Raw genomic sequence first — 20,586 nt, 5'->3', positions numbered from 1 at the left:
CAACCGCGGGGACGGCCGGTCAGGGCGTGCAGACCTTGGTGAGTTCGCCGGCGGCGTCGGTGACGGGGCTGATGTCGGGGGTCTTGTCGCCGTCCTCGATGGCGTCGCGGACGTTGGTGACGGCCTTCTGGAGGTTGTCGACGGCCTTGCTCACGTCGGCGTCGTCGGTCTGGTCGCCGATCTCGCCGAGGTTCTTGTCGATGGAGGTCAGCGATTCCTCGAGCTGGGTCGGGTCGTTGCTGGCGTTCTCCACGGCCTGCTGGAGTTCGGTGACGCTGTCGGCGATGGCGTCGGCGGTCTTGACGCAGTCCATCGCCTTGCTGACGGCGTCGCAGCCGGTGGTGAGTCCGGCGGTGAGGGCCAGTGCCGCGACGGCTGCGGCGGCTGTGGCGATGCGGCTCCGGCGGCGTCGGCTGGTGGCCATGGTGGTCGTTCCCCTCCCTGCGCGGGCCTGGCGGGCCCCCGTGCACTGCGGGCGTACGGCGGTGTGCCGTACGCCCGTATCCGTAGTGACGCCGGGGAGGGCGGTGCGGTTGCCCGGGGCCGCTCGGTGTCTTGGTTTGTTCTTTACTGTTCGAGGGGGGTGCCGAGGGCCTTGCGCTGGAGGTCGGCGAGTTCGCCGCAGCCGGCGACGGCGAGGTCGAGCAGGGTGTTGAGTTCCTCGCGGGCGAAGGGTTCGGCCTCGGCGGTGCCCTGGACCTCGACGAAGCGGCCGTCGCCGGTGCAGACGACGTTCATGTCGGTGTCGGCCTTGACGTCCTCCTCGTAGCGCAGGTCGAGGAGGGGGACGCCGGCGACGATGCCGACGGAGACGGCGCTGACGGTTCCGGTGAGCGGTTTGCGGCCGGGCTTGATGAGTTTGCGGCCCTGGGCCCAGGAGACGGCGTCGGCGAGGGCGACGTAGGCGCCGGTGATGGCGGCGGTGCGGGTGCCGCCGTCGGCCTGGAGGACGTCGCAGTCGAGGACGACGGTGTTCTCGCCGAGGGCCTTGTAGTCGATGACGGCGCGCAGGGAGCGTCCGATGAGGCGGCTGATCTCGTGGGTGCGGCCGCCGATCTTGCCGCGGACGGATTCGCGGTCGCCGCGGGTGTTGGTGGCGCGGGGCAGCATGGCGTACTCCGCGGTGACCCAGCCTTCGCCGCTGCCCTTGCGCCAGCGCGGGACGCCTTCGGTGAAGGAGGCGGTGCACAGCACCTTGGTGTCGCCGAAGGAGACGAGGACGGAGCCTTCTGCGTGCTTGCTCCAGGCGCGTTCGATGGTGACCGGGCGGAGCTGGTCGGGGGTGCGGCCGTCGATGCGGGGCTGTGAGGACATGGCGTGAGCCTAGCGGGACCGGAGGAAGGGCCCGTCCCGCGTGGGGAGGGGCCCTTCAGGGGGTGAAGCCGGGGATGATGCCCGCTCTTCACATCATGTCTTCGATCTCCGCGGCGATCGGGTCGGCGTCGGTGCCGATGACGACCTGGATGGCGGTGCCCATCTTGACGACGCCGTGGGCGCCGGCGGCCTTGAGGGCGGTCTCATCGACCAGTGAGGCGTCGCTGACCTCGGTGCGGAGGCGGGTGATGCAGCCCTCGATCTCCTCGATGTTGTCGATGCCGCCGAGCCCGGCGACGATCTTCTCAGCCTTGCTGGCCATGTTGCCTCTCCCTGATCCGAACCGCTTTGTCGCAGTAACCCACAGTTGGCCCATCTTCGCGAGCGGTCGTGCCGTCTATGTCGAAGGATGGCCTTCACGACAGCGGAACCGTCCGCGACTGGTCTACACCACCAGGGGGACGGCCGACAAACTGCCTAGCGACGACAGGGGTTGGGATGGCTGCCGACGGCATGGTCACCCCCGGTCGGGCTCGTTGGAACGCGGTGTTCCAGGGGTTGCAGAAGATGGGGCGCAGTCTTCAGCTCCCCATCGCCGTGCTGCCGGCCGCGGGCATCCTCAACCGGCTGGGGCAGCCGGATGTGTTCGGGGACGAGGGTCTGGGCTGGACCGATGTCTCGCGGGTGATGGTGGGTGCGGGCAGTGCGCTGCTCGACGGCGCGCTGGGGCTGCCGCTGCTGTTCTGTGTGGGCGTGGCCATCGGCATGGCGCGGAAGTCGGACGGTTCGACGGCGCTGGCGGCGGTGGCGGGGTTCCTCGTGTACTACACGGTGCTGCGGCAGTTCCCGGAGGACTGTCCGGAGGGCTCGAAGGCGGTCGCGATGGTGGGCTGCCGGCTGCAGGACGGCTCGGTGACGGTCTTCGAGTACCAGAATCCGGGGGTGTTCGGCGGGATCGTCATGGGGTTGCTGGCGGCCTTCTTCTGGGCGCGTTACCACCGGACGAAGCTGGTGGACTGGCTCGGTTTCTTCAACGGCCGGCGACTGGTGCCGATCATCATGGCGTTCGTGGCGATCGTGTTCGCGGCGCTGTGTCTGTGGGTGTGGCCGCCGATCGGTGACGCGCTGGAGAGCTTCAGCGACTGGATGAGCGGTCTGGGCGCCTGGGGCGCGGGTGTCTTCGGTGTCGCGAACCGGGCGCTGCTGGTGGTGGGGCTGCACCAGTTCCTGAACGTGCCCATCTGGTTCCAGTTCGGCACGTTCACCACGCCGGACGGCCGGGTGGTGCACGGTGACATCAACATGTTCCTGGCGGGCGACCCGGACGCCGGTCAGTTCACCTCGGGGTTCTTCCCGATCATGATGTACGCGCTGCCGGCGGCGGCCCTGGCGATCACGCACTGTGCGAGGCCGCGGCGCCGCAAGGAGGTCGGCGGTCTGATGCTGTCGGTGGCGCTGACGTCGTTCGTCACGGGGATCACGGAGCCGATCGAGTACTCGTTCCTGTTCGTGGCGCCGCTGCTGTACGCGGTGCACGCGGTGCTGACGGGTGTGTCGATGGGGGTGACCTGGGCCCTGGGGGTGCACGACGGGTTCAGTTTCTCGGCGGGGCTGATCGACTACGTCATCAACTGGAATCTGGCGACGAGACCGTGGGCGATCATTCCGATCGGTCTGTGCTTCGCCGTCCTTTATTACGCGATCTTCCGTTTCGCGATCACCAGATTCGACCTGAAGACGCCGGGCCGGGAGCCGGAGGAGGAGGTGGAGGACGTCACCAAGGGCTGACGGGGGCGGACGGCGGGCCGGGGGGCTCCGCAAAGGTCCGAATAAGGCGGGATAACGGTCCGGGCAACGCTCGGGAATCGTGGGTTCCTTATCGCACCTTCATCGTGTACAACAGGTCTACACCACTGAGTGGTGTAGACCACCACCCGATGGAGGAAGTCTATGAGCACCGCCACCTCGCCAACGGCGGCCCCCACGAAGAAGTGGGGATCAGGCCTGATCCAGGGCCTTCAGAAGGTCGGCCGCAGCCTGCAGCTCCCGATCGCCGTACTGCCGGCGGCCGGTCTGCTGCTCCGCTTCGGCCAGCCCGACGTGTTCGGCAAGGACGGACTCGGCTGGGACAAGGTCGCCGCCGTGTTCGCCACCGCGGGCGGTGCGATCTTCGACAACCTTCCCATGCTGTTCTGCATCGGCGTCGCGATCGGCTTCGCCAAGAAGGCGGACGGCTCGACCGCCCTGGCCGCCCTCGTCGGCTTCCTCGTCTACAGCAACGTCCTCAAGGCGTTCCCGGTCACCGAGGCGAAGGTCCAGGACGGCGCGGACATAGCCGCGACCTACAACAACCCCGGTGTCCTCGGCGGCATCATCATGGGTCTGCTGGCCGCCGTGCTGTGGCAGCGCTACCACCGCAAGAAGCTGGTGGACTGGCTGGGCTTCTTCAACGGCCGCCGGCTCGTCCCGATCATCATGGCCTTCGTCGGCACCGCGATGGGTGTCTTCTTCGGCCTGGTCTGGGAGCCGATCGGTGAGGTCATCTCCGACTTCGGCGAGTGGATGACCGGCCTCGGCGCCTTCGGCGCGGGTCTGTTCGGCCTGATCAACCGTGCGCTGATCCCGGTCGGCATGCACCAGTTCGTGAACACCGTCTCCTGGTTCCAGCTCGGCGAATTCAAGGACGCCGCCGGTGAGATCGTCCACGGTGACCTCAACCGCTTCTTCGCCGGTGACCCGACCGCCGGTCAGTTCATGTCCGGCTTCTTCCCGATCATGATGTTCGGTCTGCCGGCCGCCGCCATCGCCATCGCCCACAGCGCCCGTCCCGAGCGCCGCAGGGCCGTGATGGGCATGATGGTCTCGCTGGCGCTGACCTCCTTCGTGACCGGTGTGACCGAGCCGATCGAGTTCGCGTTCATGTTCATCGCCCCGGTGCTGTACGTGATCCACGCGGTGCTCACCGCACTGTCCATGGCGATCACCTGGGCGCTCGGCGTGCACGCCGGCTTCACCTTCTCGGCGGGCTTCATCGACTACGCGCTCAACTGGAACCTGGCGACCAAGCCCTGGCTGATCATCCCGATCGGTCTGGTCTTCGCCGCGATCTACTACGCCGTCTTCCGCTTCGCCATCACGAAGTGGAACCTCCCCACCCCGGGCCGCGAGCCCGAGGAGGAGGTCGAGGACCTCACCAAGGCGTGAGCCCCACGGCATGGCGAAGGCCCCGGAACCGGGAGGGTTCCGGGGCCTTCGCCGCGCCACCGGCGGAAGAGCTCGGGGCCTCAGATCTCGTACGTCCGGCCGGGCGCCGCCAGCGTCACCGGACCGTCGTAGACCTCGCGCGCGTCGGCCAGGTTGACCTCGGGGTCGGTCCACGGCGGGATGTGCGTGAGGACCAGGCTCCGGGCGCCCGCGCGGGCCGCCGACTGCCCCGCCTCGCGACCGTTGAGGTGCAGGTCGGGGATGCTCTCCTTGCCGTGCGTGAAGGCGGCCTCGCACAGGAACAGGTCGGCGTCGCGGGCGAGTTCGTCCAGGGCTCTGCTGACGCCCGTGTCGCCGGAGTAGGTCAGCACCCGGCCGCCCTGCTCGATCCGGATGCCGTACGCCTCCACCGGGTGGGCCACGCGTTCCGTGTGCACCGTGAACGGGCCGATCTCGAAGGTGGACGGCTTGACCGTGTGGAAGTCGAAGACCTCGCTCATGGACGAGGCGGTGGGGGTGTCGGCGTAGGCGGTGGTCAGCCTCTGCTCGGTGCCCTCGGGGCCGTAGACCGGGATGGGGGCGCAGCGGCCGCCGTCGTGCCGGTAGTAGCGCGCCACGAAGTACGCGCACATGTCGATGCAGTGGTCGGCGTGCAGGTGGCTGAGGAAGATCGCGTCGAGGTCGTAGAGACCGCAGTGGCGCTGCAGCTCGCCCAGGGCGCCGTTGCCCATGTCGAGGAGCAGCCGGAAGCCGTCGGCCTCGACGAGGTAGCTCGAGCAGGCCGATTCCGCGGACGGGAACGACCCCGAGCAGCCGACGACGGTGAGCTTCATGAAACAGAAACCTCCGCTGGCGGGAAATCCGAAGATCGGGGATGGGGGGCGTCGGGGGTCGTGCGGTTTGTCGAGCGTAAGGCGCAAAACCTCCGGTCGCTCCTCCGCCAAGGTCTGTTGTGGGCGAACTCACCTGACAGGCGCTGCCATCCGGGTTAGCAGGCGCTCAGCCGTTCGACCAGGATCCAAGGTCACCCAGGGGCTGCCCCGCCGCCTCCGGCGGAAAGTCCTCGACCGCCTCGCTGGTGCCCTCGTCCCGTCGGCGATCTTGGCGCTGTGCCGCGTGCGCGCTCACCCTCCGGCGGGCGTGCCGGGTGCCACCGTCCGCCTACCTGGACGGACGCCTTCTTCCTGTCGGGTGCCGACTGGGGCGGCCGGCTCGGCGATGCGCTGGAGTACCTGGCGACCCGCTGGACGGACGGCCAGTGCGAAGCGCCGCACACCACCTACCGCCGAGTCGGGGGTGCCCGCGACTGGCCCGAGGACGCGCACCCACAGTACGAGAACGGCAAGTCCCGTGGTTACGACGCTCTCGGTCACGCCCTGGAGTCCGCCACCACGGGGAGCGACTACGGCGCCGCCCGACCCGAACTCCACCGGGGCGAGGACGAACGCGCCGTCATGCAGCGGGTGATGGAGCGTTACGGGTCGGACGACAAGGACCTCATGGACAACCAAGTCGGCAACGCCGACAGCATGGGGCGCATGGGAGCCGCTTACGTCGACGACCTGAACTACGGCCTCGCCGGATACAACGGCGACCCGCAGAGCCTTGACGCGGACAAGCTTCTCGGCGTCAAGCCCGAGCACGGATGTGACTACGGCATCAGTCGTGACTTCATCCGCGAGCTCGGTCAGGACGAGACGTCACACGGAATCATGTCGCAAGCCCAGCAGGCGTACACGACGAGCCTGGTCCACCAGCATGCTGACACGACCGAGGCATACACGGTCGCGGAATGGGGCGCCGCCGCCCACGGTGCTCTCGACGAGGCCCGCACCGAGCAGATCGGCAAGGACTACCGCGACAGCGACGATCAGTACAACCACGAGCGCGAAAAGGCCACGGCCTGGAAGCAGGCCGGCGTGTCGGTGGCCTGCAACCGCGGCCGGGACATGACGGATACGGACAACGCCCGATGATCGCGACACGCCGCCGCCTCCGAGGCACGGTCACGACTCTGGCACTTATGGCCCTTGTCACCGCGTGCGTGGGCCCAGCGGACGAACCCGGGCCCGCCCCCGTCAAGCCGGTCGCGGCGGACAAGATCTGTGGCGGCATGTTCGGCAGTGAGACAGGGCGAGACCTCCAGCGGCTTCTCACTGGTCGAAAGGAGTTCCATCCCCGTACGCGATCCGAGGAGGAGATCGACTTCTACTTCGGCTGGACCCGGCACCCGTATTCCACCGACGAGGAGAAATCCAAGACGCTCGATTTCACCGTGGGCGATGCGGAGAGGACGCGCGCCGTGGACGACCTCCGGCGTACGACGGCACGCTTCCCATGCAGGCTTCCGAATGGCCACGACGGAGCCGTCCAGGGCTACTTCGAGGGCTATTGGGACAACGATCTGGACGACGTGACCGCGCAGAGCAGTGCTCGGCTCAGAGTGCTGCTCTCAGCCGCATCCAAAGTGAGCACGTCCTTGGGCTGCACGAACCGTCCTCGCCTCTCCCCCTCCGGCGTCCTGACCCGCCGGTAGGCGCGCGGGTCGGGGTGGGCGCCGGTACCTTCGTCCCTATGGACACGTCATGGTGGCCGGCGCTCGGCGCGGTCGTGCTGCTCGCGCTGGTGGCCGCGCTGGTCGACGGCTGGGGGCGGGGGCGCAGGCCGCGTCGACGGCTGACCCGGCCGCCGGGACGGCCCCGGGGGCGCGCAGGGGGGCGTGCGCCGGCCCGGCTGCCGGAACCGGCGGAGATCTGGTGGGCGAACGTCCCCTACGAGGACCGGCCGGGGGCCAAGGACCGGCCCTGTCTCGTGCTGGCGGTGCGCGGGCAGCGCGTGACGGTCGCGAAGATCACCAGCAAGAACCGCGCCGAGCGCAGCGGGGTCATCGCGCTGCCGCCGGGGTCGGTCGGGGACGCCGGGGGCCGGGCCAGCTATCTGGAGACGGGTGAGCTGCGGGTCGTTCCGCTGCGGGACTTCCGGCGGCGGGTCGGGGTGATGGACCCGGCCGTGTGGGACCAGGTCCGTCACCTGTCGTCGTAGCCGCCGGGGCGGTCAGGCCCAGAGCTGGCCGTGCAGCGTCTCGATGGCCTCTTCGGTCGTGGCGGCCGTGTAGACGCCGGTGGAGAGGTACTTCCAGCCGCCGTCGGCGACGACGAACACGATGTCGGCGCTCTCCCCCGCCTTCAGCGCCTTGTTCCCGACGCCGATCGCGGCGTGCAGGGCGGCGCCGGTGGAGACGCCCGCGAAGATGCCCTCCTGCTGGAGGAGCTCCCGGGTGCGGGTGACCGCGTCGGCGGAGCCGACCGAGAAGCGGGTGGTCAGCACGGACGCGTCGTACAGCTCGGGCACGAAGCCCTCGTCGAGGTTGCGCAGCCCGTAGACGAGGTCGTCGTAGCGCGGCTCGGCGGCGACGATCTTCACGTCGGGCTTGTGCTCGCGCAGGAAGCGGCCGACGCCCATCAGGGTGCCGGTGGTGCCGAGCCCCGCCACGAAGTGGGTGACCGAGGGGAGGTCGGCGAGGATCTCCGGGCCGGTGGTCGCGTAGTGCGCGCCCGCGTTGTCCGGGTTGCCGTACTGGTAGAGCATCACCCAGTCCGGGTGCTCGGCGGAGAGCTCCTTGGCGACCCGTACGGCGGTGTTGGAGCCGCCCGCGGCGGGGCTGGAGATGATCTCCGCGCCCCACATGCCGAGGAGGTCCCGGCGCTCCTGCGAGGTGTTCTCGGGCATCACGCACACCATGCGGTAGCCCTTGAGCTTGGCCGCCATGGCGAGGGAGATGCCGGTGTTGCCGCTGGTGGGCTCCAGGATGGTGCAGCCCGGGGTGAGGCGGCCGTCCTTCTCCGCCTGCTCGATCATGTGCAGGGCGGGCCGGTCCTTGACGGAGCCGGTGGGGTTGCGGTCCTCCAGCTTGGCCCAGATGCGGACGTCGTCGGACGGCGACAGCCGCGGCAGGCGCACCAGGGGGGTGTTGCCGACCGCGGCGAGGGGGGAGTCGTACCGCATCCCGATCAGGCCATACCGCCGGCCACGGCCGGCAGGATCGTGACGTTGTCGCCGTCGCTGAGCTTGGTGTTGATGCCGTCGAGGAAGCGGACGTCCTCGTCGTTCAGGTAGACGTTGACGAAGCGGCGCAGCTGGCCGCCGTCCACGATGCGCGCCTGGATGCCCGTGTGGCGGGTCTCGAGGTCGGCGAACAGCTCGGCGAGGGTCTCACCGCTGCCCTCCACCGCCTTCTGACCGTCGGTGTAGGTGCGGAGGATGGTGGGGATGCGGACCTCGATGGCCATGGGTCGGGGCTCCTGTCGGGAGTAGTCGGTCGGGGGCGCGCGGCAGCGCTGGAACAGGCGTGGTGCGTGAGTGCGGCGCCGGGGCTCACGGCCGGACGGCGGCAGGGTGTCGCGTCAACAGATGGCGCTGGCGAGCCTGCACAGGTCGACGTGCAGTCGCGCCACGAGCAGCATGCCCGGCGTCTTCCCGCTCACGTCGTGGAGAACCATGGGGTCATCGTATCGATTCCCGGTCCGGGTCCTGGAATGTGATCCCATATCCCGGACGATGACGGGTCGCCTGGTGAGACCGGGCCGTGTGCGGACCGTGCGGGACCGGCCGTACGGGCGGGATCGTCAGTAGGACTCGACGATCCTGACCTCCTCCTCCGTGACCTCGCCCTCGAGGATGCGGAAGGAGCGGAACTGGAACTCGCCGAGGCCGTCGGTGTCGGCCGTGGAGACCAGGACGTAGTGGGCGCCGGGCTCGTTGGCGTAGGCGATGTCGGTGCGCGAGGGGTACGCCTCGGTGGCGGTGTGCGAGTGGTAGACGATCACCGGCTCCTCGTCGCGGTCGTCCATGTCGCGGTAGAGCTTGAGCAGGTCACCGGAGTCGAACTCGTAGAACGTGGGGGACATCGCCGCGTTCAGCATCGGGAGGAAGCGTTCGGGGCGGTCCGAGTCGGCCGGGCCCGCGACGACTCCGCACGCCTCGTCCGGGTGGTCCTTGCGCGCGTGGGCGACGATCTGGTCGACGAGGGCCTGGGTGATGGTCAGCATGCGGCCAGGATAAGCAGAGGGGCCGCCCCGTACCGAGGGTTGGTACGGGGCGGCCCACATGCCGGACGTGCGGTCACGTCCCGGGAGGCGCGGACGCCCTGGGCGGCGGGCACGGGGAGCGCCACGAGCGCTCCCCGCGACCTGACGTCCGCGCGCGGTTCAGCCGACCTTCTCCAGCTCCGGCTCCTCGCCACCGCGCGTGGCGATACCCGGGTTGCGGCTCTTGAGGACCGTCCAGCCGACGCCGAGGGCGACGGCCCAGCCGGCGGCGACGTACAGGCAGACGCGCGCGTCCTTGTCGTACGCGATCAGGCAGGTCACGCCGATGAGGAAGAGCAGCGCGACCCAGCTGAACAGGGCGCCGCCGGGGGCGGGGAAGGACGAGGCGCGCAGCCGGCCGGCGTCGACGGCGGCGCGGTAGCGGATGTGGCTGACGAGGATCATCATCCAGGTCCAGATGCCGGCCGCGGTGGCGACGGAGGTGACGTAGAGGAACGCCTTCTCCGGGACGACGTAGTTGAGGATCACGCCGATGCCCATGAGCGCCACGGAGACGCTGATGCCGACGGCCGGTGTCCTGCGCCTGTTGAGCTTGCCGAACGCCTGCGGGGCCTCGTTGTTGGCGGCCAGGTCGCGCAGCATGCGGCCGGTGGAGTACATGCCGGAGTTGCAGGACGACAGGGCCGCGGTGAGGACCACGAAGTTGACGATGCCCGCGGCGAGCGGGATGCCGATCTTGCCGAAGGCGTGCACGAAGGGGCTCTCGCCGGCGGCGAACTCGGTCCATTTGACGACGGAGAGGATCACCAGGAGCGCGCCGACGTAGAAGACGATGATGCGCCAGGGCAGCGTGTTGATCGCCTTGGGCAGGGTCTTCTCGGGGTTCTCGGACTCGCCCGCGGTGACGCCGACCAGCTCGACGGCGAGGTAGGCGAACATGACGCCCTGGAGCGTCATCAGGCTGGAGCCGATGCCGTTGGGGAAGAACCCGCCGTGCGACCAGAGGTTGGAGACGGCGGCGGTGTCACCGGCGTCCGAGAAGCCCAGGGTGAGCACGCCGAGGCCGATGACGATCATGCCGATGATGGCCGTGACCTTGACCATCGAGAACCAGAACTCGACCTCGCCGAAGATCTTGACGGAGATCAGGTTGACGCCGAAGAGCACCACGAGGAACACCAGGGCGCTGACCCACTGCGGGATCTCCGGGAACCAGAAGTGGATGTAGATCGCGGCGGCCGTCAGCTCGGCCATGCCGGTGACCACCCACATGAGCCAGTACGTCCAGCCCGTGACGAAGCCGAAGAACGGGCCGAGGAACTCCCGGGCGTACTCGGCGAAGGAGCCGGACACGGGCCGGTACAGGAGCAGCTCTCCCAGAGCCCGCATGATGAAGAAGATGACGACGCCCGCGAGGGCGTACATGAGGATGATGCTGGGTCCGGCCTTTGCGATGTTCGCACCGGCACCCATGAACAGGCCGACACCGATGGCGCCGCCGATCGCGATCATCTGGACCTGACGGCTGCCGAGGCCGCGCTCGTACCCCTCTTCGGGGGCACCCGTGGCCGTCGCGTCAGTGACCTTCGAAGAGGTCATGTGTTGTGCGCCTTTCTCCATGCCGACCCGGGCCTTTCGTCGGCCGCGGACCGGGTCTCGATCCCCCCGGACTGCTGGAGCTGTGCCCGGCCGGCGATCCGCCGGCCCTGTGGCGCACCCGGCCGAACATTCGGGTGGTGCTCGGCGGGCGGTCGTGAAGATTTATCACGACCGCAACGGTGATCGGCGAGGGCACGTGTGGCGCATCCCACAGGAAGAACCGGACAAAATCACCGCCGCCCCGCATAGCGGGTGGCGGCGGTGACGGGATCGTTATCCGGATTTGAGCGTCCGCTGAGCGAACACAGAACCCTTACATATCGGCACGGAACGGTCGCATGGCCGGGTGGATCAGGGCATGAGGGTGGTGACCAGGGTCTCCTGGAGGCCGCCGAGCCACAGATAGGCCATCACCATCGGCTTGCGGGAGTCCTCGTCGGGGAGGCCGTACAGCAGGTCGGTGTCGTCCTCGTCGGTGATCTCCAGCCGGGAACCGATGGCCAGGCGCAGGTCGTTCAGGGCGCCGAGCCACCGCTGGGACTCCTCGGGGGACAGCTTGAGCACCGCGCCGCCCTCGCCGGCGCTCTCGGCGCTGAGCGCGTCCAGGGTGCGCACCACCGCGAGCGCGTTCTCCCGCTTGCCGGCGCGCAGGTCGTTCTCCGTGTACCGGCGGAACTCGGCGGAGTGCGCCCGCTGCTCCTCGGCCTCCTGGGCCCGCGGGGTGCCCTCGGGGTCGCTGTAGGCGTCGGGGAAGAGGCGCTTGAGCACGGGGTCGGAGGGCGGCTCGCTGGGACCCTCGGCGAACAGCTCGGCGAGCGGGTCGTCGGAGGCGTCCCCGGCCGGGCCGGGTCCGATGAGTTCCAGCAGCTGGACGGCCAGCGACCGGATGATGGAGATCTCGACTTCGTCGAGAGCGACGGCGGCGCCGCCGCCGGGGACGGGTTCGAAGGTTCCTGGCATGGAGACGATTCGCTACTTCCGGTCCTGCTGGAGGGTGGCCCACAGGCCGTAGCCGTGCATGGCCTGCACGTCGCGTTCCATCTCCTCGCGGGATCCGCTGGAGACGACCGCCCGGCCCTTGTGGTGGACGTCGAGCATGAGCTTGGTGGCCTTGTCCTTGCTGTACCCGAAATACGACTGGAAGACGTACGTCACGTAGCTCATGAGGTTGACCGGGTCGTTGTGGACGATCGTGACCCAGGGGACGTCGGGCTCGGGGACGGCGAACACTTCCTCCGCCGACTCGGTGCGTTCGATCTCTAGGGGAGCGGGTGACGTCACAGTGCCCATGCTGCCACCGCAGGGGGGTGGTCGCACAAATCCCGGGGCCCGCCCGGGCCTAAATCGTCAGACTGACGAAATGGGGGTACGATGCGTGGCCATGAACACAGCGGACCTTGGGCTGCCGGTGGATGTCCCCTCGACGGCGCTCTTCACGGACCAGTACGAGCTGACGATGCTGCAGGCCGCGCTCCGCGCGGGCACCGCCGAGCGGCGCAGCGTGTTCGAGGTCTTCACCCGGCGGCTGCCGCACGGCCGGCGCTACGGCGTGGTGGCCGGCACCGGACGCGTCCTGGACGCGGTGGAGAACTTCCGCTTCGACGCGGACGTCCTCGGCTTCCTGCGCGAGCGGGCCGTCGTCGACGAGCCGACGCTGCGCTGGCTGAGGGACTACCGCTTCTCCGGGGACATCTGGGGTTATCGGGAGGGCGAGGTCTACTTCCCCGGCTCGCCGATCCTGCGGGTGGAGGGCAGCTTCGCCGAGTGCGTGCTGCTGGAGACGGTGATCCTCTCCATCCTCAACCACGACTCGGCCATCGCCGCGGCCGCCTCCCGGATGTCCGCCGCCGCCGGGGACCGCCCGCTGATCGAGATGGGCGCCCGCCGCACCCACGAGCTGGCCGCGGTGGCCGCCGCGCGCGCCGCCTACATCGGCGGCTTCACCTCCACCTCCGACCTGGCCGCGGGCTTCCGGTACGGCATCCCGACGGTCGGCACCAGCGCCCACGCCTTCACGCTGCTGCACGACCACGAGCGGGACGCCTTCCGGGCCCAGGTGGACTCCATGGGCCGCGGCACCACGCTGCTGGTGGACACCTACGACGTCGCCGAGGCGGTCCGTACGGCCGTGGAGGTCGCCGGACCCGAGCTGGGCGCCGTCCGCATCGACTCGGGCGACCTGCTGCTGGTCGCGCACCGGGTCCGCCAGCAGCTCGACGAGCTGGGCGCGACCGGCACGAAGATCCTCGTCACCTCCGACCTGGACGAGTACGCCATCGCCTCGCTGGCGGCGGCGCCCGTGGACGCGTACGGCGTCGGCACCCAGCTGGTGACCGGGTCCGGGCACCCGACCGCCTCCATGGTCTACAAGCTGGTCGCCCGCGCCGAGTCCGGCGACCCCGGGGCGCCCCTGGTGCCGGTGGCGAAGAGGTCGACCGGCGGGAAGACCTCCGTCGGCGGCCGCAAGTGGGCGGCGCGGCGGCTCGACGCCGACGGGGTCGCGGAGGCCGAGGTGGTCGGCACCGGGCCGGTGCCCGCCGAGCTCGCCGACCGGCAGCTGCCGGCCCAGCTCGTCAAGGGCGGGGACGTCGTGGCGCGCGAGCCGCTGGACGCCGTCCGGGACCGGCACGCGGCGGCCCGCGCCAACCTGCCGCTGTCCGCGATCCAGCTCTCCCGGGGGGAACCCGTCATTCCGACGGAGTACGTCCATGTGCGGCCGGGTAGCCAGACGGGGGCGTGAAGCGGGCGCGCCCGCAGTGCCCGCCCCATGCCCCCTCCCGCACCGCACGCGAAGTCTCTAGGCTCGGAGGTTCACGGCCGGGCCGCGCCGATTCCACCGTCCCGACCTCAGCGTCCATAACCGAAGGACACCGACCATGCGCCGCGCCTTGATCGTCGTAGACGTGCAGAACGACTTCTGCGAGGGAGGCAGCCTCGCGGTGGCCGGTGGCGCCGACGTGGCCGCCGCCGTCACGGAGCTCATCGGTCAGGCGGCCGGGTCCGGCTACCAGCACGTCGTGGCCACACGCGACCACCACATCGCGCCGGGCGGCCACTTCTCGGCCCACCCCGACTTCGTCCACTCGTGGCCGGCGCACTGTGTGGCGGGCACCGAGGGCGTGGGCTTCCACCCGAACTTCGCGCCCGCGGTCGCCTCCGGCGCGATCGACGCCGTCTTCGACAAGGGGGCGTACGCCGCGGCCTACAGCGGGTTCGAGGGCGCCGACGAGAACGGCGTGCGGCTCGCGGACTGGCTGCGGGCCCGGGAGGTCACCGAGGTGGACGTGGTGGGCATCGCCACCGACCACTGTGTGCGGGCCACCGCGCTGGACGCGGCGCGCGAGGGGTTCCGTACGCAGGTGCTGCTGGACCTGACCGCCGGAGTGGCCGCGGAGACCACCGAGCGGGCGCTGGAGGAGCTGCGCGGGTCCGGTGTGGAGCTGACCGGCAAGCCCGTGGTGGCGTAGCCGCCTACGGGCGGACGACGCGACTTCACGGACGCCGCCTCAGGCGGGGGCGGCGGGCCGGCGCAGGAGGGCCCGGATCGGGTGCCAGAGCTCCTGGGCCGGTCCGGGGACGGGTTCCGGCACGGCGGGGACGACGTCCGGGCAGGGGGCCGTGCGCCATATCAGCCCGTCGGGGTGGTGCAGGACCGCCGTGATCTCGTCCGGGGTCGGCGGGGCGGCGTTGCCCCGCAGGTAGACGGCGCGCATGCCCAGGTTGCGGAGCCTGGTCAGGGCTCGGGCGCGGTTGCGGGCGTGCACCAGGACACGGACGCTGCCCGTGCCGTCGGTGGTGGGTCTGGGCAGGTTCAGCGCCACCACGACGCTGCCGGTCGGCAGCTTGCAGAAACCTCCTGCGGCCATACGGTCACACCCCCGTGCGATGCGGTGTCAATAGCGGAAGCACAGGGTGCACCTAAACACGACCGGCGGCAACCCCGCCAGGGGGCTGCCGCCGATCATGTTCTGACCTGCAGTTCTATCGATTACTTCGCCGCGGGGCCCACTTCGATCTCGATCGTGGAGCCGTCCTTGGCCTCCTTGACGATCTTGATCTTGGTGTTGGTGTCAGTGATCTTGACACCGGCGGAGGGGTTCGACGCGTCGTAGTACGTGTGGGTGCGGTCGTTGAAGACCGACACCCCCGGACGCGACGGGATCGTCGCGGCGACGTCCGCGTTGTGCAGCGTCATGCCGTCCGTGCGGAAGGTGCTGAACGGGGAGTCGTAGGCCTGGATGCGGTTGCGCATCAGCGTGCCGTTCGTCCACTTCAGCTGCGCCGGGTGCGAGTCGACCGGCAGGATCAGGCCGGCACCCGGGTGCCGGCTGGTGTTGTTGTCCAGCTGCGAGGTGTCCCACTTCCAGATGAGCAGGCCGTTCTGGTACGCGTAGTGCTCCACCCAGTCCGGACGGGTCGTCGTGAAGCCGAAGTTGTACGGGCCCGTCTTCAGGGTCTTGTCGTACGACACGTACTGACGGTTCTCGGCGATGTAGTACTGGGCGTAGTCGTCCGTGATGGACGCGCCGATGCGCGAGAAGCCCTTCTTCGCCCAGGCCTCGTCGGCGCTCTCGGCGTCGTCCGAGAACACCGCCGAACCGTCGGCCGTCACCGTGATCCGGTCGGCCGCGAAGCCCTTCTGGGCCACACCGCCGTCCGTCTGGTAGCGGAAGCGCAGGTCGACCTTCTTGCCCGCGTAGGCGTCGAGCGGGAAGACCAGCTTCTTCCAGGCGCCGGAGGTGCCGTCGAGCGCCGGCTTGCCGCTGGCGTCCTTGCCGATGGCCGCGCCGTCGGCGGTGCCGTCGACGGCCGTCCAGTTGGCGCCGCCGTCGGTGGACACCTCGGTGTAGAGGTAGTCGTAGCCGGCCTCGATGTCCCACCAGCCGTCGAGCGTCAGCGAGGCCGCCGACTTGCCCGTCAGGTCGACCGAACGGGTCAGCGTGTTGGCGAGGTTGTCGCCGCTGCCGCTCCACCACTGGTTCTCGCCCTGCGCGGGCTGGACGATCTCGGTGGTGACCTTCTTCTTGGGCAGCTCGACCACGAGGGCCTGCTTGTGCTTGGTGTTGTACTCGGCGACACCCAGCTTGTGCCACGAGCTCGTGGCGGCCTTGGCCGTGTCGTACTTCAGCCAGCCCAGCTGCAGCTTGTCCCAGGCGGTCATGTCGCCGGGCAGGTCACCGATCTCCGTCTTGCCGGTGCCCAGCCAGGAACCGGAGGACATCAGCGTCCAGAACCCGGTGGAGTTCTCGCCGCCCTGGGTGTCGTAGTGGTCCGGCAGACCGAGGTCGTGGCCGTACTCGTGGGCGTAGACGCCGAGGCCGCCGTTCTCCGGCTGGACCGTGTAGTCGCCGACCCAGACGCCGGTGGAGCCGATCTGCGCGCCGCCCAGCTTGTTCTGCGCGGGGCCGGTGGCGCCGGCGTCCGTGCCGAACGCGTACCAGCGGTGCGCCCAGATGGCGTCCGTGCCCTGGACGCCGCCGCCCGCGGACTCGTCCTCGCCGGCGTGGACGATCTGGAAGTGGTCGATGTAGCCGTCCGGCTCGTTGAAGTCGCCGTCGCCGTCGAAGTCGTAGCGGTCCCACTCGTCGAACTGGGCGACGTCGGCCTTGATCTGCGCGTCGGTGCGGCCGGCCGCCTTCTGCTGCGCGACCCAGGCGTTCAGGCCGTCGCTGACGACGTTCCAGACGCTGGAGCAGTTCGTTTCGCCGCAGGCGTTGTTGCCGTAACGGGCCTCGTTGTAGGGCACCTTGACCCAGTCGGAGACCTCGCCGTCGACCGAGTAGCGGCCCGAGGACTGCTTCTCGTAGTACTTCTTGACCGACTCGGTGTTCTTGCCGGTGCCGAAGTACATGTCCTGGAAGTGCTCGCGGTTGTAGTCCGCCTTCCAGGCCGTCGAGTTGTCCTTCTTCGGGTCCGGCTTGGCTATCTGGTTGTGCAGCGGGCCCGGCGTGCCGCCGAACTCGCTGATCTGGTCACCGAACTCGACCAGGATCGTGAAGATCTTGTCGGTCTTCTCGCGGCCCAGCTCGACGTACTTGCTGTCGCCCTTCTTGCTCTTGAGCTCGACGACCTGCGAGCCGTCGCGGCTCTTCACCTTGGTCTTGCCCGAGATGACCTGGGTGAGCGCTTCCTGACGCTGCGCCTCCACGGTCTTGCTCAGGGGGCCTTCGAGGTCGTGGTCGGCGTGCTGGTGGTCCGCCGGGTCACGACGGTCCACCGAGGCCGGTGCGCCTTCGTCGGCCTGAGCCACCGCGAAGGTCGAGAACGTCGCCGCGGCCGTCGCGAGCGCGACAGCCGTCGCCGCCGTCCGGAACGTCCAGGGTCTACTGGTCACTTGAGATCCTCCCCCGCGTTCGGGCGCGCGGAAGGAGGGTCCTGGTCAACGTAGGATCCGCGCGCGCGTCATCAACGCGTGTAGTCAAGTGACGTCATTTGACTAGAGGTTAAGCAGAAAAAACAGACCTTGACTTGGACAGGTCAACTGCATTATGCGGAGTCGCTGTCCACTTACCGAACGGCGGCCGGAGGGCGGGCGCGTGCCGCCGTCCACAGGGTGGACGCCATGAATCCGTGCGCCCCCCGTGCATCGGCACTGTTGGTCAGGTCACGCTTACCGAACGTTCCGCTCGGGCATGGACGCCGTTAGAGTCGGATGGCGGAACGCCCGGACGTCGGCGCAAAGCCAGGCCGAAACCCCCGTGCACCCCCGATTCCGAGGACACGATGACCATGCCTCGTCCGACTGCCGCACAGCTCGCCTACGGCTCGTGCACCGTCGTCTTCTCGACGCTCGCCATGCTGCTGCTGTCACAGACCAGTTCGGGCGCCGGGATCGCGGTCATCGCCTTCGCCGCGATGCTGCTCGGACTCCTGGTCGCCATGACGGTGCCCGTGCCGCGCGGGTCCCGTGTGGTGACGGTGGGCCGGGCCGCCGGGGCGGAGCGGGAGAAGACCGAGGAACCCGCCCTCACCAAGTCCTGACCCGCGCTCACGCGTCCGTGCTGACGACCACGGTCTTCGCCGCCTTGTCGTGCAGGCCCTGCTTGTAGGGCCGGTCGAAGAAGCTCCAGCCGCCGGCGATCGCGGTCCAGATGCAGGCGCAGCAGAAGGCGAACGGGATCCACAGCACCAGCGAGCGGATCAGCGTGGTCTGCACCGAGGGCGTGGCCCCGTTGTCGAGGTTGGCGACCCGCAGGTGCAGCAGCTTCTTGCCGAGCGTCTGACCGGTCCGGGAGATCATGACCGTGTCGTAGCCGACGAAGAGCACCGCGGCGACCAGCGACTGGGCGAAGGACTTGCCGTACTGCACCTTGTCGGTGTTCACGTCGTACTCGGTGATCCCGAACCCCCAGGTGATCAGCCAGACGACGACCGCCACCAGGATCAGGTCGATGAGCCGGGCCAGCGTGCGCTTGCCGCTGTCGGCGAGCGGCGGCATCCCGGCCAGCGGGTCGGCGGGCCCGCCGCCGCCTCCGTACGGGTCACCCCCGTAGGGACCGCCGCCGTAGGGGCCACCGCCGCCGGGCGGAGGCGGGGGCGGCTGCCCGCCGTAGGGGCCGCCCTCACCACCGGGCGGGGGCGGGGGCTGCCCGCCCTGGGGCGGCTGGTCGCCGTACGGCCCGTCCGGGCCACCGCCGGGCGGGGGCTGCTTCCGGAACGGGTCGTCGTCCGGGGGCTGCCGGCCGGGGCCGGGAGGCGGTTCGCTGCTCATGGCCCGAGTCGACCGCGAACCGCACGGCCGCGCATCCGGCGCGCGGCCGTCCGGAGTACGCCGTCATCCGGGCCGGACGGCGGACCTCGTCATCCGGCGACGAACGTACGCGCCGCCTTGTCGTGCAGGCACTGGCGCCAGGGCCGGTCGAACAGGCACCACAGCACCCCGACCACTCCGATGACGAGCACGCCCGGCACGCTGTACACGAGCCAGCGGCGCACCGCCGCGCCGTACTCCGGCGGCTCGTGGGCCTCGATGTCGCGCACCTCCAGGCCGAACAGCCGCTTGCCCAGCGTGCGGCCCCACTTGGCGGTGGGCAGGGCCTCGTAGAGCCCGCCGGCCACCAGCAGCACGGCCAGGATGATGCCGAGGTAGACCGACGTGGTGCCGTCCAGCAGCCAGACGGTGACGGTCCGTCCGGAGAGCCTGGCCGCCTCGATCTTGTCGTTGACGTGGTCGAGCGCCCTGGTGCCGAGCGGCACGGCCGCCACCGCCGTGACGGCGGCGAGCACCACGGTGTCCACCAGCCGGGCCGCCAGCCGCTTGCCGAGGCCGGCGGGCCGGGCGGCGGCCTGCCGCAGGGCGGCCGCCGCGAACGGGTCCTCCCGCACCGGCTTCCACGGGGCGACCGGCCGGCCGTCGGCGCCCGGCTCCGCGAGCCGGTGGACCTGCTGCGCCCAGGAAGACTGACCGCCGCCGGGGCCCGGCGCGATCGGAGCCCCGGACGCGGCGGGCGCGGCGGGGGCAGCGGGCGCGGGCTGCGGTCCGCCCGACTGCTGGGGGATGCCCGGCCCGGCCTGCTGGGGGCCGGAAGGGGGCGCGGGGGCGGGGGGCTGGGCGGCGGGCGGAGCCGCGGCCGCCCCCTGGGCCGGCGAGGGAGCCGCGGCGGCCTTGCCGGCGCTGAAGCCGGGGCCCTGCGGGGCGTTGGCCGCGGTGCCCGGCGCGGCCGACGGCGGGTCCTGCGCGCCGCCGCGCGGGTTCACCGCGCGGATGGCCATGGTGCCGGGGTCGGGCGCGGCGCCGGACCGCGCTCCCCCGCCGTCCGTCACGGGCCGGCGCGTCAGGAAGGTGTCGGGCGCGGCGCCGCCGCCGGACTCCGCCTCCGGCTCGGCGGGCGCCGGGACGCGCGGGTCGGCGCCCTCCCGCTGGGCGCCCCAGGAGACCCGGCGGTCCTGGTCGCCGCCGAACCCGGTCTGCCGGGAGCGGTCGGCGCCCCAGGCGGAGGCGGGTTCGGGGCGGTTGCCGTGCTGGGCCTCGCCTGCGGCGGGCCGGGCGACCGGGTCCTCGTCGAAGAAGTGCGGGCCGGTCTCCTCGACCGGGGCGGGCGCGCCGGCCGGCCGGGCGCCCGGCGGCGGGGCGAGCGGCTCGCCGTCGGTCGGGGCGGGACGGCTGGTGCCCGGCACCCAGGAGGCGCCGTTCCAGTACCGGACATATCCAGGAATGGACGGGTCCGGGTAATACCCTTCGCGGGGCCGGTCGTCACCGGGGGCCGGGGTTGGGGCGCTCATGTCCGTCGTCCGGTATCTGCTCGTGGGTCACTACGGGGGCTCCACATCTACCAGACGGACGCACCCGCCACCGCCGGTCCCACGGGACCCGCCCCTTTCCGGGCAACCTCGTGCACGTACGTCACAGGTACGAAAGCCGGGTGGGAGGCCGGGCCGGGAAAAAGGACGCCCGAGTCGCGTAATGCCGCGCGGGGCCATC

23 protein-coding genes are annotated in these 20,586 nt (G+C 70.3%); 8 read left to right on the top strand and 15 right to left on the bottom strand.

The window, feature by feature from the left end:
* Positions 1–19: 19 nt before the first annotated feature.
* The 3 genes from ACFRAC_RS00765 to ACFRAC_RS00755 all read right to left on the bottom strand — a co-directional run bounded on the left by ACFRAC_RS00765 (position 20) and on the right by ACFRAC_RS00755 (position 1,636).
* Complete coding sequence (locus ACFRAC_RS00765; protein ID WP_382919210.1) at positions 20–424, bottom strand: hypothetical protein; 405 nt, start codon at positions 422–424, stop codon at positions 20–22.
* A gap of 143 nt (positions 425–567) precedes the next feature.
* Positions 568–1,314 (bottom strand): ribonuclease PH, encoded by a 747-nt coding sequence (rph, locus tag ACFRAC_RS00760; RefSeq protein ID WP_382919208.1) that lies wholly within the window; start codon positions 1,312–1,314, stop codon positions 568–570.
* A gap of 88 nt (positions 1,315–1,402) precedes the next feature.
* Complete coding sequence (locus ACFRAC_RS00755; RefSeq protein WP_030943649.1) at positions 1,403–1,636, bottom strand: glucose PTS transporter subunit EIIB; 234 nt, start codon at positions 1,634–1,636, stop codon at positions 1,403–1,405.
* 176 nt (positions 1,637–1,812) lie between these two features.
* Here ACFRAC_RS00755 and ACFRAC_RS00750 point away from each other — a divergent pair, with 176 nt between their 5' ends.
* Positions 1,813–3,102 (top strand): PTS transporter subunit EIIC, encoded by a 1,290-nt coding sequence (locus ACFRAC_RS00750; protein WP_382919206.1) that lies wholly within the window; start codon positions 1,813–1,815, stop codon positions 3,100–3,102.
* 162 nt (positions 3,103–3,264) lie between these two features.
* Positions 3,265–4,518 (top strand): PTS transporter subunit EIIC, encoded by a 1,254-nt coding sequence (locus tag ACFRAC_RS00745; RefSeq protein WP_382919204.1) that lies wholly within the window; start codon positions 3,265–3,267, stop codon positions 4,516–4,518.
* A gap of 80 nt (positions 4,519–4,598) precedes the next feature.
* On the opposite strand, the gene ACFRAC_RS00740 is transcribed toward ACFRAC_RS00745, so the two are convergent.
* Positions 4,599–5,351: an MBL fold metallo-hydrolase gene (locus ACFRAC_RS00740; protein ID WP_382919202.1), complete on the bottom strand. Its 753-nt coding sequence runs from the start codon at positions 5,349–5,351 to the stop codon at positions 4,599–4,601.
* 276 nt (positions 5,352–5,627) lie between these two features.
* Between ACFRAC_RS00740 and ACFRAC_RS00735 the strand changes: the two genes are divergently transcribed.
* From ACFRAC_RS00735 to ACFRAC_RS00725, 3 genes are read left to right on the top strand one after another with little or no spacing between them, the layout of a single operon-like run.
* Positions 5,628–6,494 carry a hypothetical protein gene (locus ACFRAC_RS00735; RefSeq protein WP_382919201.1) on the top strand — a complete coding sequence of 289 codons (867 nt, stop codon included), beginning with the start codon at positions 5,628–5,630 and terminating at the stop codon, positions 6,492–6,494.
* A 47-nt stretch (positions 6,495–6,541) separates the two neighbouring features.
* Positions 6,542–7,054, top strand: coding sequence for a hypothetical protein (locus ACFRAC_RS00730; protein WP_382919199.1), 513 nt, complete (start codon positions 6,542–6,544; stop codon positions 7,052–7,054).
* A gap of 38 nt (positions 7,055–7,092) precedes the next feature.
* Positions 7,093–7,560 (top strand): type II toxin-antitoxin system PemK/MazF family toxin, encoded by a 468-nt coding sequence (locus ACFRAC_RS00725; RefSeq protein ID WP_382919197.1) that lies wholly within the window; start codon positions 7,093–7,095, stop codon positions 7,558–7,560.
* Positions 7,561–7,572: 12 nt separating this feature from the next.
* Here ACFRAC_RS00725 and ACFRAC_RS00720 read toward each other — a convergent pair whose 3' ends face one another.
* The 7 genes from ACFRAC_RS00720 to clpS form a co-directional block, all read right to left on the bottom strand.
* A complete protein-coding gene (locus ACFRAC_RS00720; protein ID WP_382919195.1) occupies positions 7,573–8,523 on the bottom strand; it encodes a PLP-dependent cysteine synthase family protein in 951 nt (316 codons plus the stop codon).
* A 5-nt stretch (positions 8,524–8,528) separates the two neighbouring features.
* Positions 8,529–8,807 carry a MoaD/ThiS family protein gene (locus ACFRAC_RS00715; protein WP_361338581.1) on the bottom strand — a complete coding sequence of 93 codons (279 nt, stop codon included), beginning with the start codon at positions 8,805–8,807 and terminating at the stop codon, positions 8,529–8,531.
* 114 nt (positions 8,808–8,921) lie between these two features.
* Positions 8,922–9,017, bottom strand: coding sequence for a putative leader peptide (locus ACFRAC_RS00710; RefSeq protein WP_309544746.1), 96 nt, complete (start codon positions 9,015–9,017; stop codon positions 8,922–8,924).
* 126 nt (positions 9,018–9,143) lie between these two features.
* Positions 9,144–9,566: a Mov34/MPN/PAD-1 family protein gene (locus ACFRAC_RS00705; protein WP_382919192.1), complete on the bottom strand. Its 423-nt coding sequence runs from the start codon at positions 9,564–9,566 to the stop codon at positions 9,144–9,146.
* A gap of 159 nt (positions 9,567–9,725) precedes the next feature.
* Complete coding sequence (locus tag ACFRAC_RS00700) at positions 9,726–11,165, bottom strand: amino acid permease (protein WP_382919191.1); 1,440 nt, start codon at positions 11,163–11,165, stop codon at positions 9,726–9,728.
* 351 nt (positions 11,166–11,516) lie between these two features.
* A complete protein-coding gene (locus tag ACFRAC_RS00695) occupies positions 11,517–12,125 on the bottom strand; it encodes a DUF2017 domain-containing protein (RefSeq protein WP_382919189.1) in 609 nt (202 codons plus the stop codon).
* Between the two features lie 12 nt (positions 12,126–12,137).
* A complete protein-coding gene (gene clpS, locus ACFRAC_RS00690; RefSeq protein WP_344454134.1) occupies positions 12,138–12,455 on the bottom strand; it encodes an ATP-dependent Clp protease adapter ClpS in 318 nt (105 codons plus the stop codon).
* 91 nt (positions 12,456–12,546) lie between these two features.
* Here clpS and ACFRAC_RS00685 point away from each other — a divergent pair, with 91 nt between their 5' ends.
* Positions 12,547–13,905 (top strand): nicotinate phosphoribosyltransferase, encoded by a 1,359-nt coding sequence (locus tag ACFRAC_RS00685; protein WP_382919187.1) that lies wholly within the window; start codon positions 12,547–12,549, stop codon positions 13,903–13,905.
* Positions 13,906–14,041: 136 nt separating this feature from the next.
* A complete protein-coding gene (locus ACFRAC_RS00680) occupies positions 14,042–14,632 on the top strand; it encodes an isochorismatase family protein (RefSeq protein WP_382919186.1) in 591 nt (196 codons plus the stop codon).
* Between the two features lie 39 nt (positions 14,633–14,671).
* On the opposite strand, the gene ACFRAC_RS00675 is transcribed toward ACFRAC_RS00680, so the two are convergent.
* Both ACFRAC_RS00675 and ACFRAC_RS00670 read right to left on the bottom strand, forming a co-directional pair.
* A complete protein-coding gene (locus tag ACFRAC_RS00675; protein ID WP_382919184.1) occupies positions 14,672–15,031 on the bottom strand; it encodes a hypothetical protein in 360 nt (119 codons plus the stop codon).
* A 122-nt stretch (positions 15,032–15,153) separates the two neighbouring features.
* Positions 15,154–17,499, bottom strand: coding sequence for an immune inhibitor A domain-containing protein (locus ACFRAC_RS00670; protein ID WP_382919183.1), 2,346 nt, complete (start codon positions 17,497–17,499; stop codon positions 15,154–15,156).
* 389 nt (positions 17,500–17,888) lie between these two features.
* Here ACFRAC_RS00670 and ACFRAC_RS00665 point away from each other — a divergent pair, with 389 nt between their 5' ends.
* Positions 17,889–18,146: a hypothetical protein gene (locus tag ACFRAC_RS00665; RefSeq protein WP_361338558.1), complete on the top strand. Its 258-nt coding sequence runs from the start codon at positions 17,889–17,891 to the stop codon at positions 18,144–18,146.
* Between the two features lie 7 nt (positions 18,147–18,153).
* Here ACFRAC_RS00665 and ACFRAC_RS00660 read toward each other — a convergent pair whose 3' ends face one another.
* Together ACFRAC_RS00660 and ACFRAC_RS00655 are read right to left on the bottom strand one after the other, a co-directional pair.
* The gene (locus ACFRAC_RS00660; protein ID WP_361338555.1) at positions 18,154–18,876 is read right to left on the bottom strand and encodes an RDD family protein; all 723 of its coding nucleotides are present in this window, start codon (positions 18,874–18,876) and stop codon (positions 18,154–18,156) included.
* A gap of 89 nt (positions 18,877–18,965) precedes the next feature.
* Entirely contained in the window at positions 18,966–20,387 is a 1,422-nt protein-coding gene (locus ACFRAC_RS00655) for an RDD family protein (protein ID WP_382919181.1), read from the bottom strand.
* Positions 20,388–20,586: the final 199 nt, after the last annotated feature.

It is taken from the genome of Streptomyces sp. NPDC056628 (assembly GCF_042792555.1).
Classification (GTDB): domain Bacteria; phylum Actinomycetota; class Actinomycetes; order Streptomycetales; family Streptomycetaceae; genus Streptomyces.
This window is presented reverse-complemented; position numbering and strand designations above follow the sequence as displayed.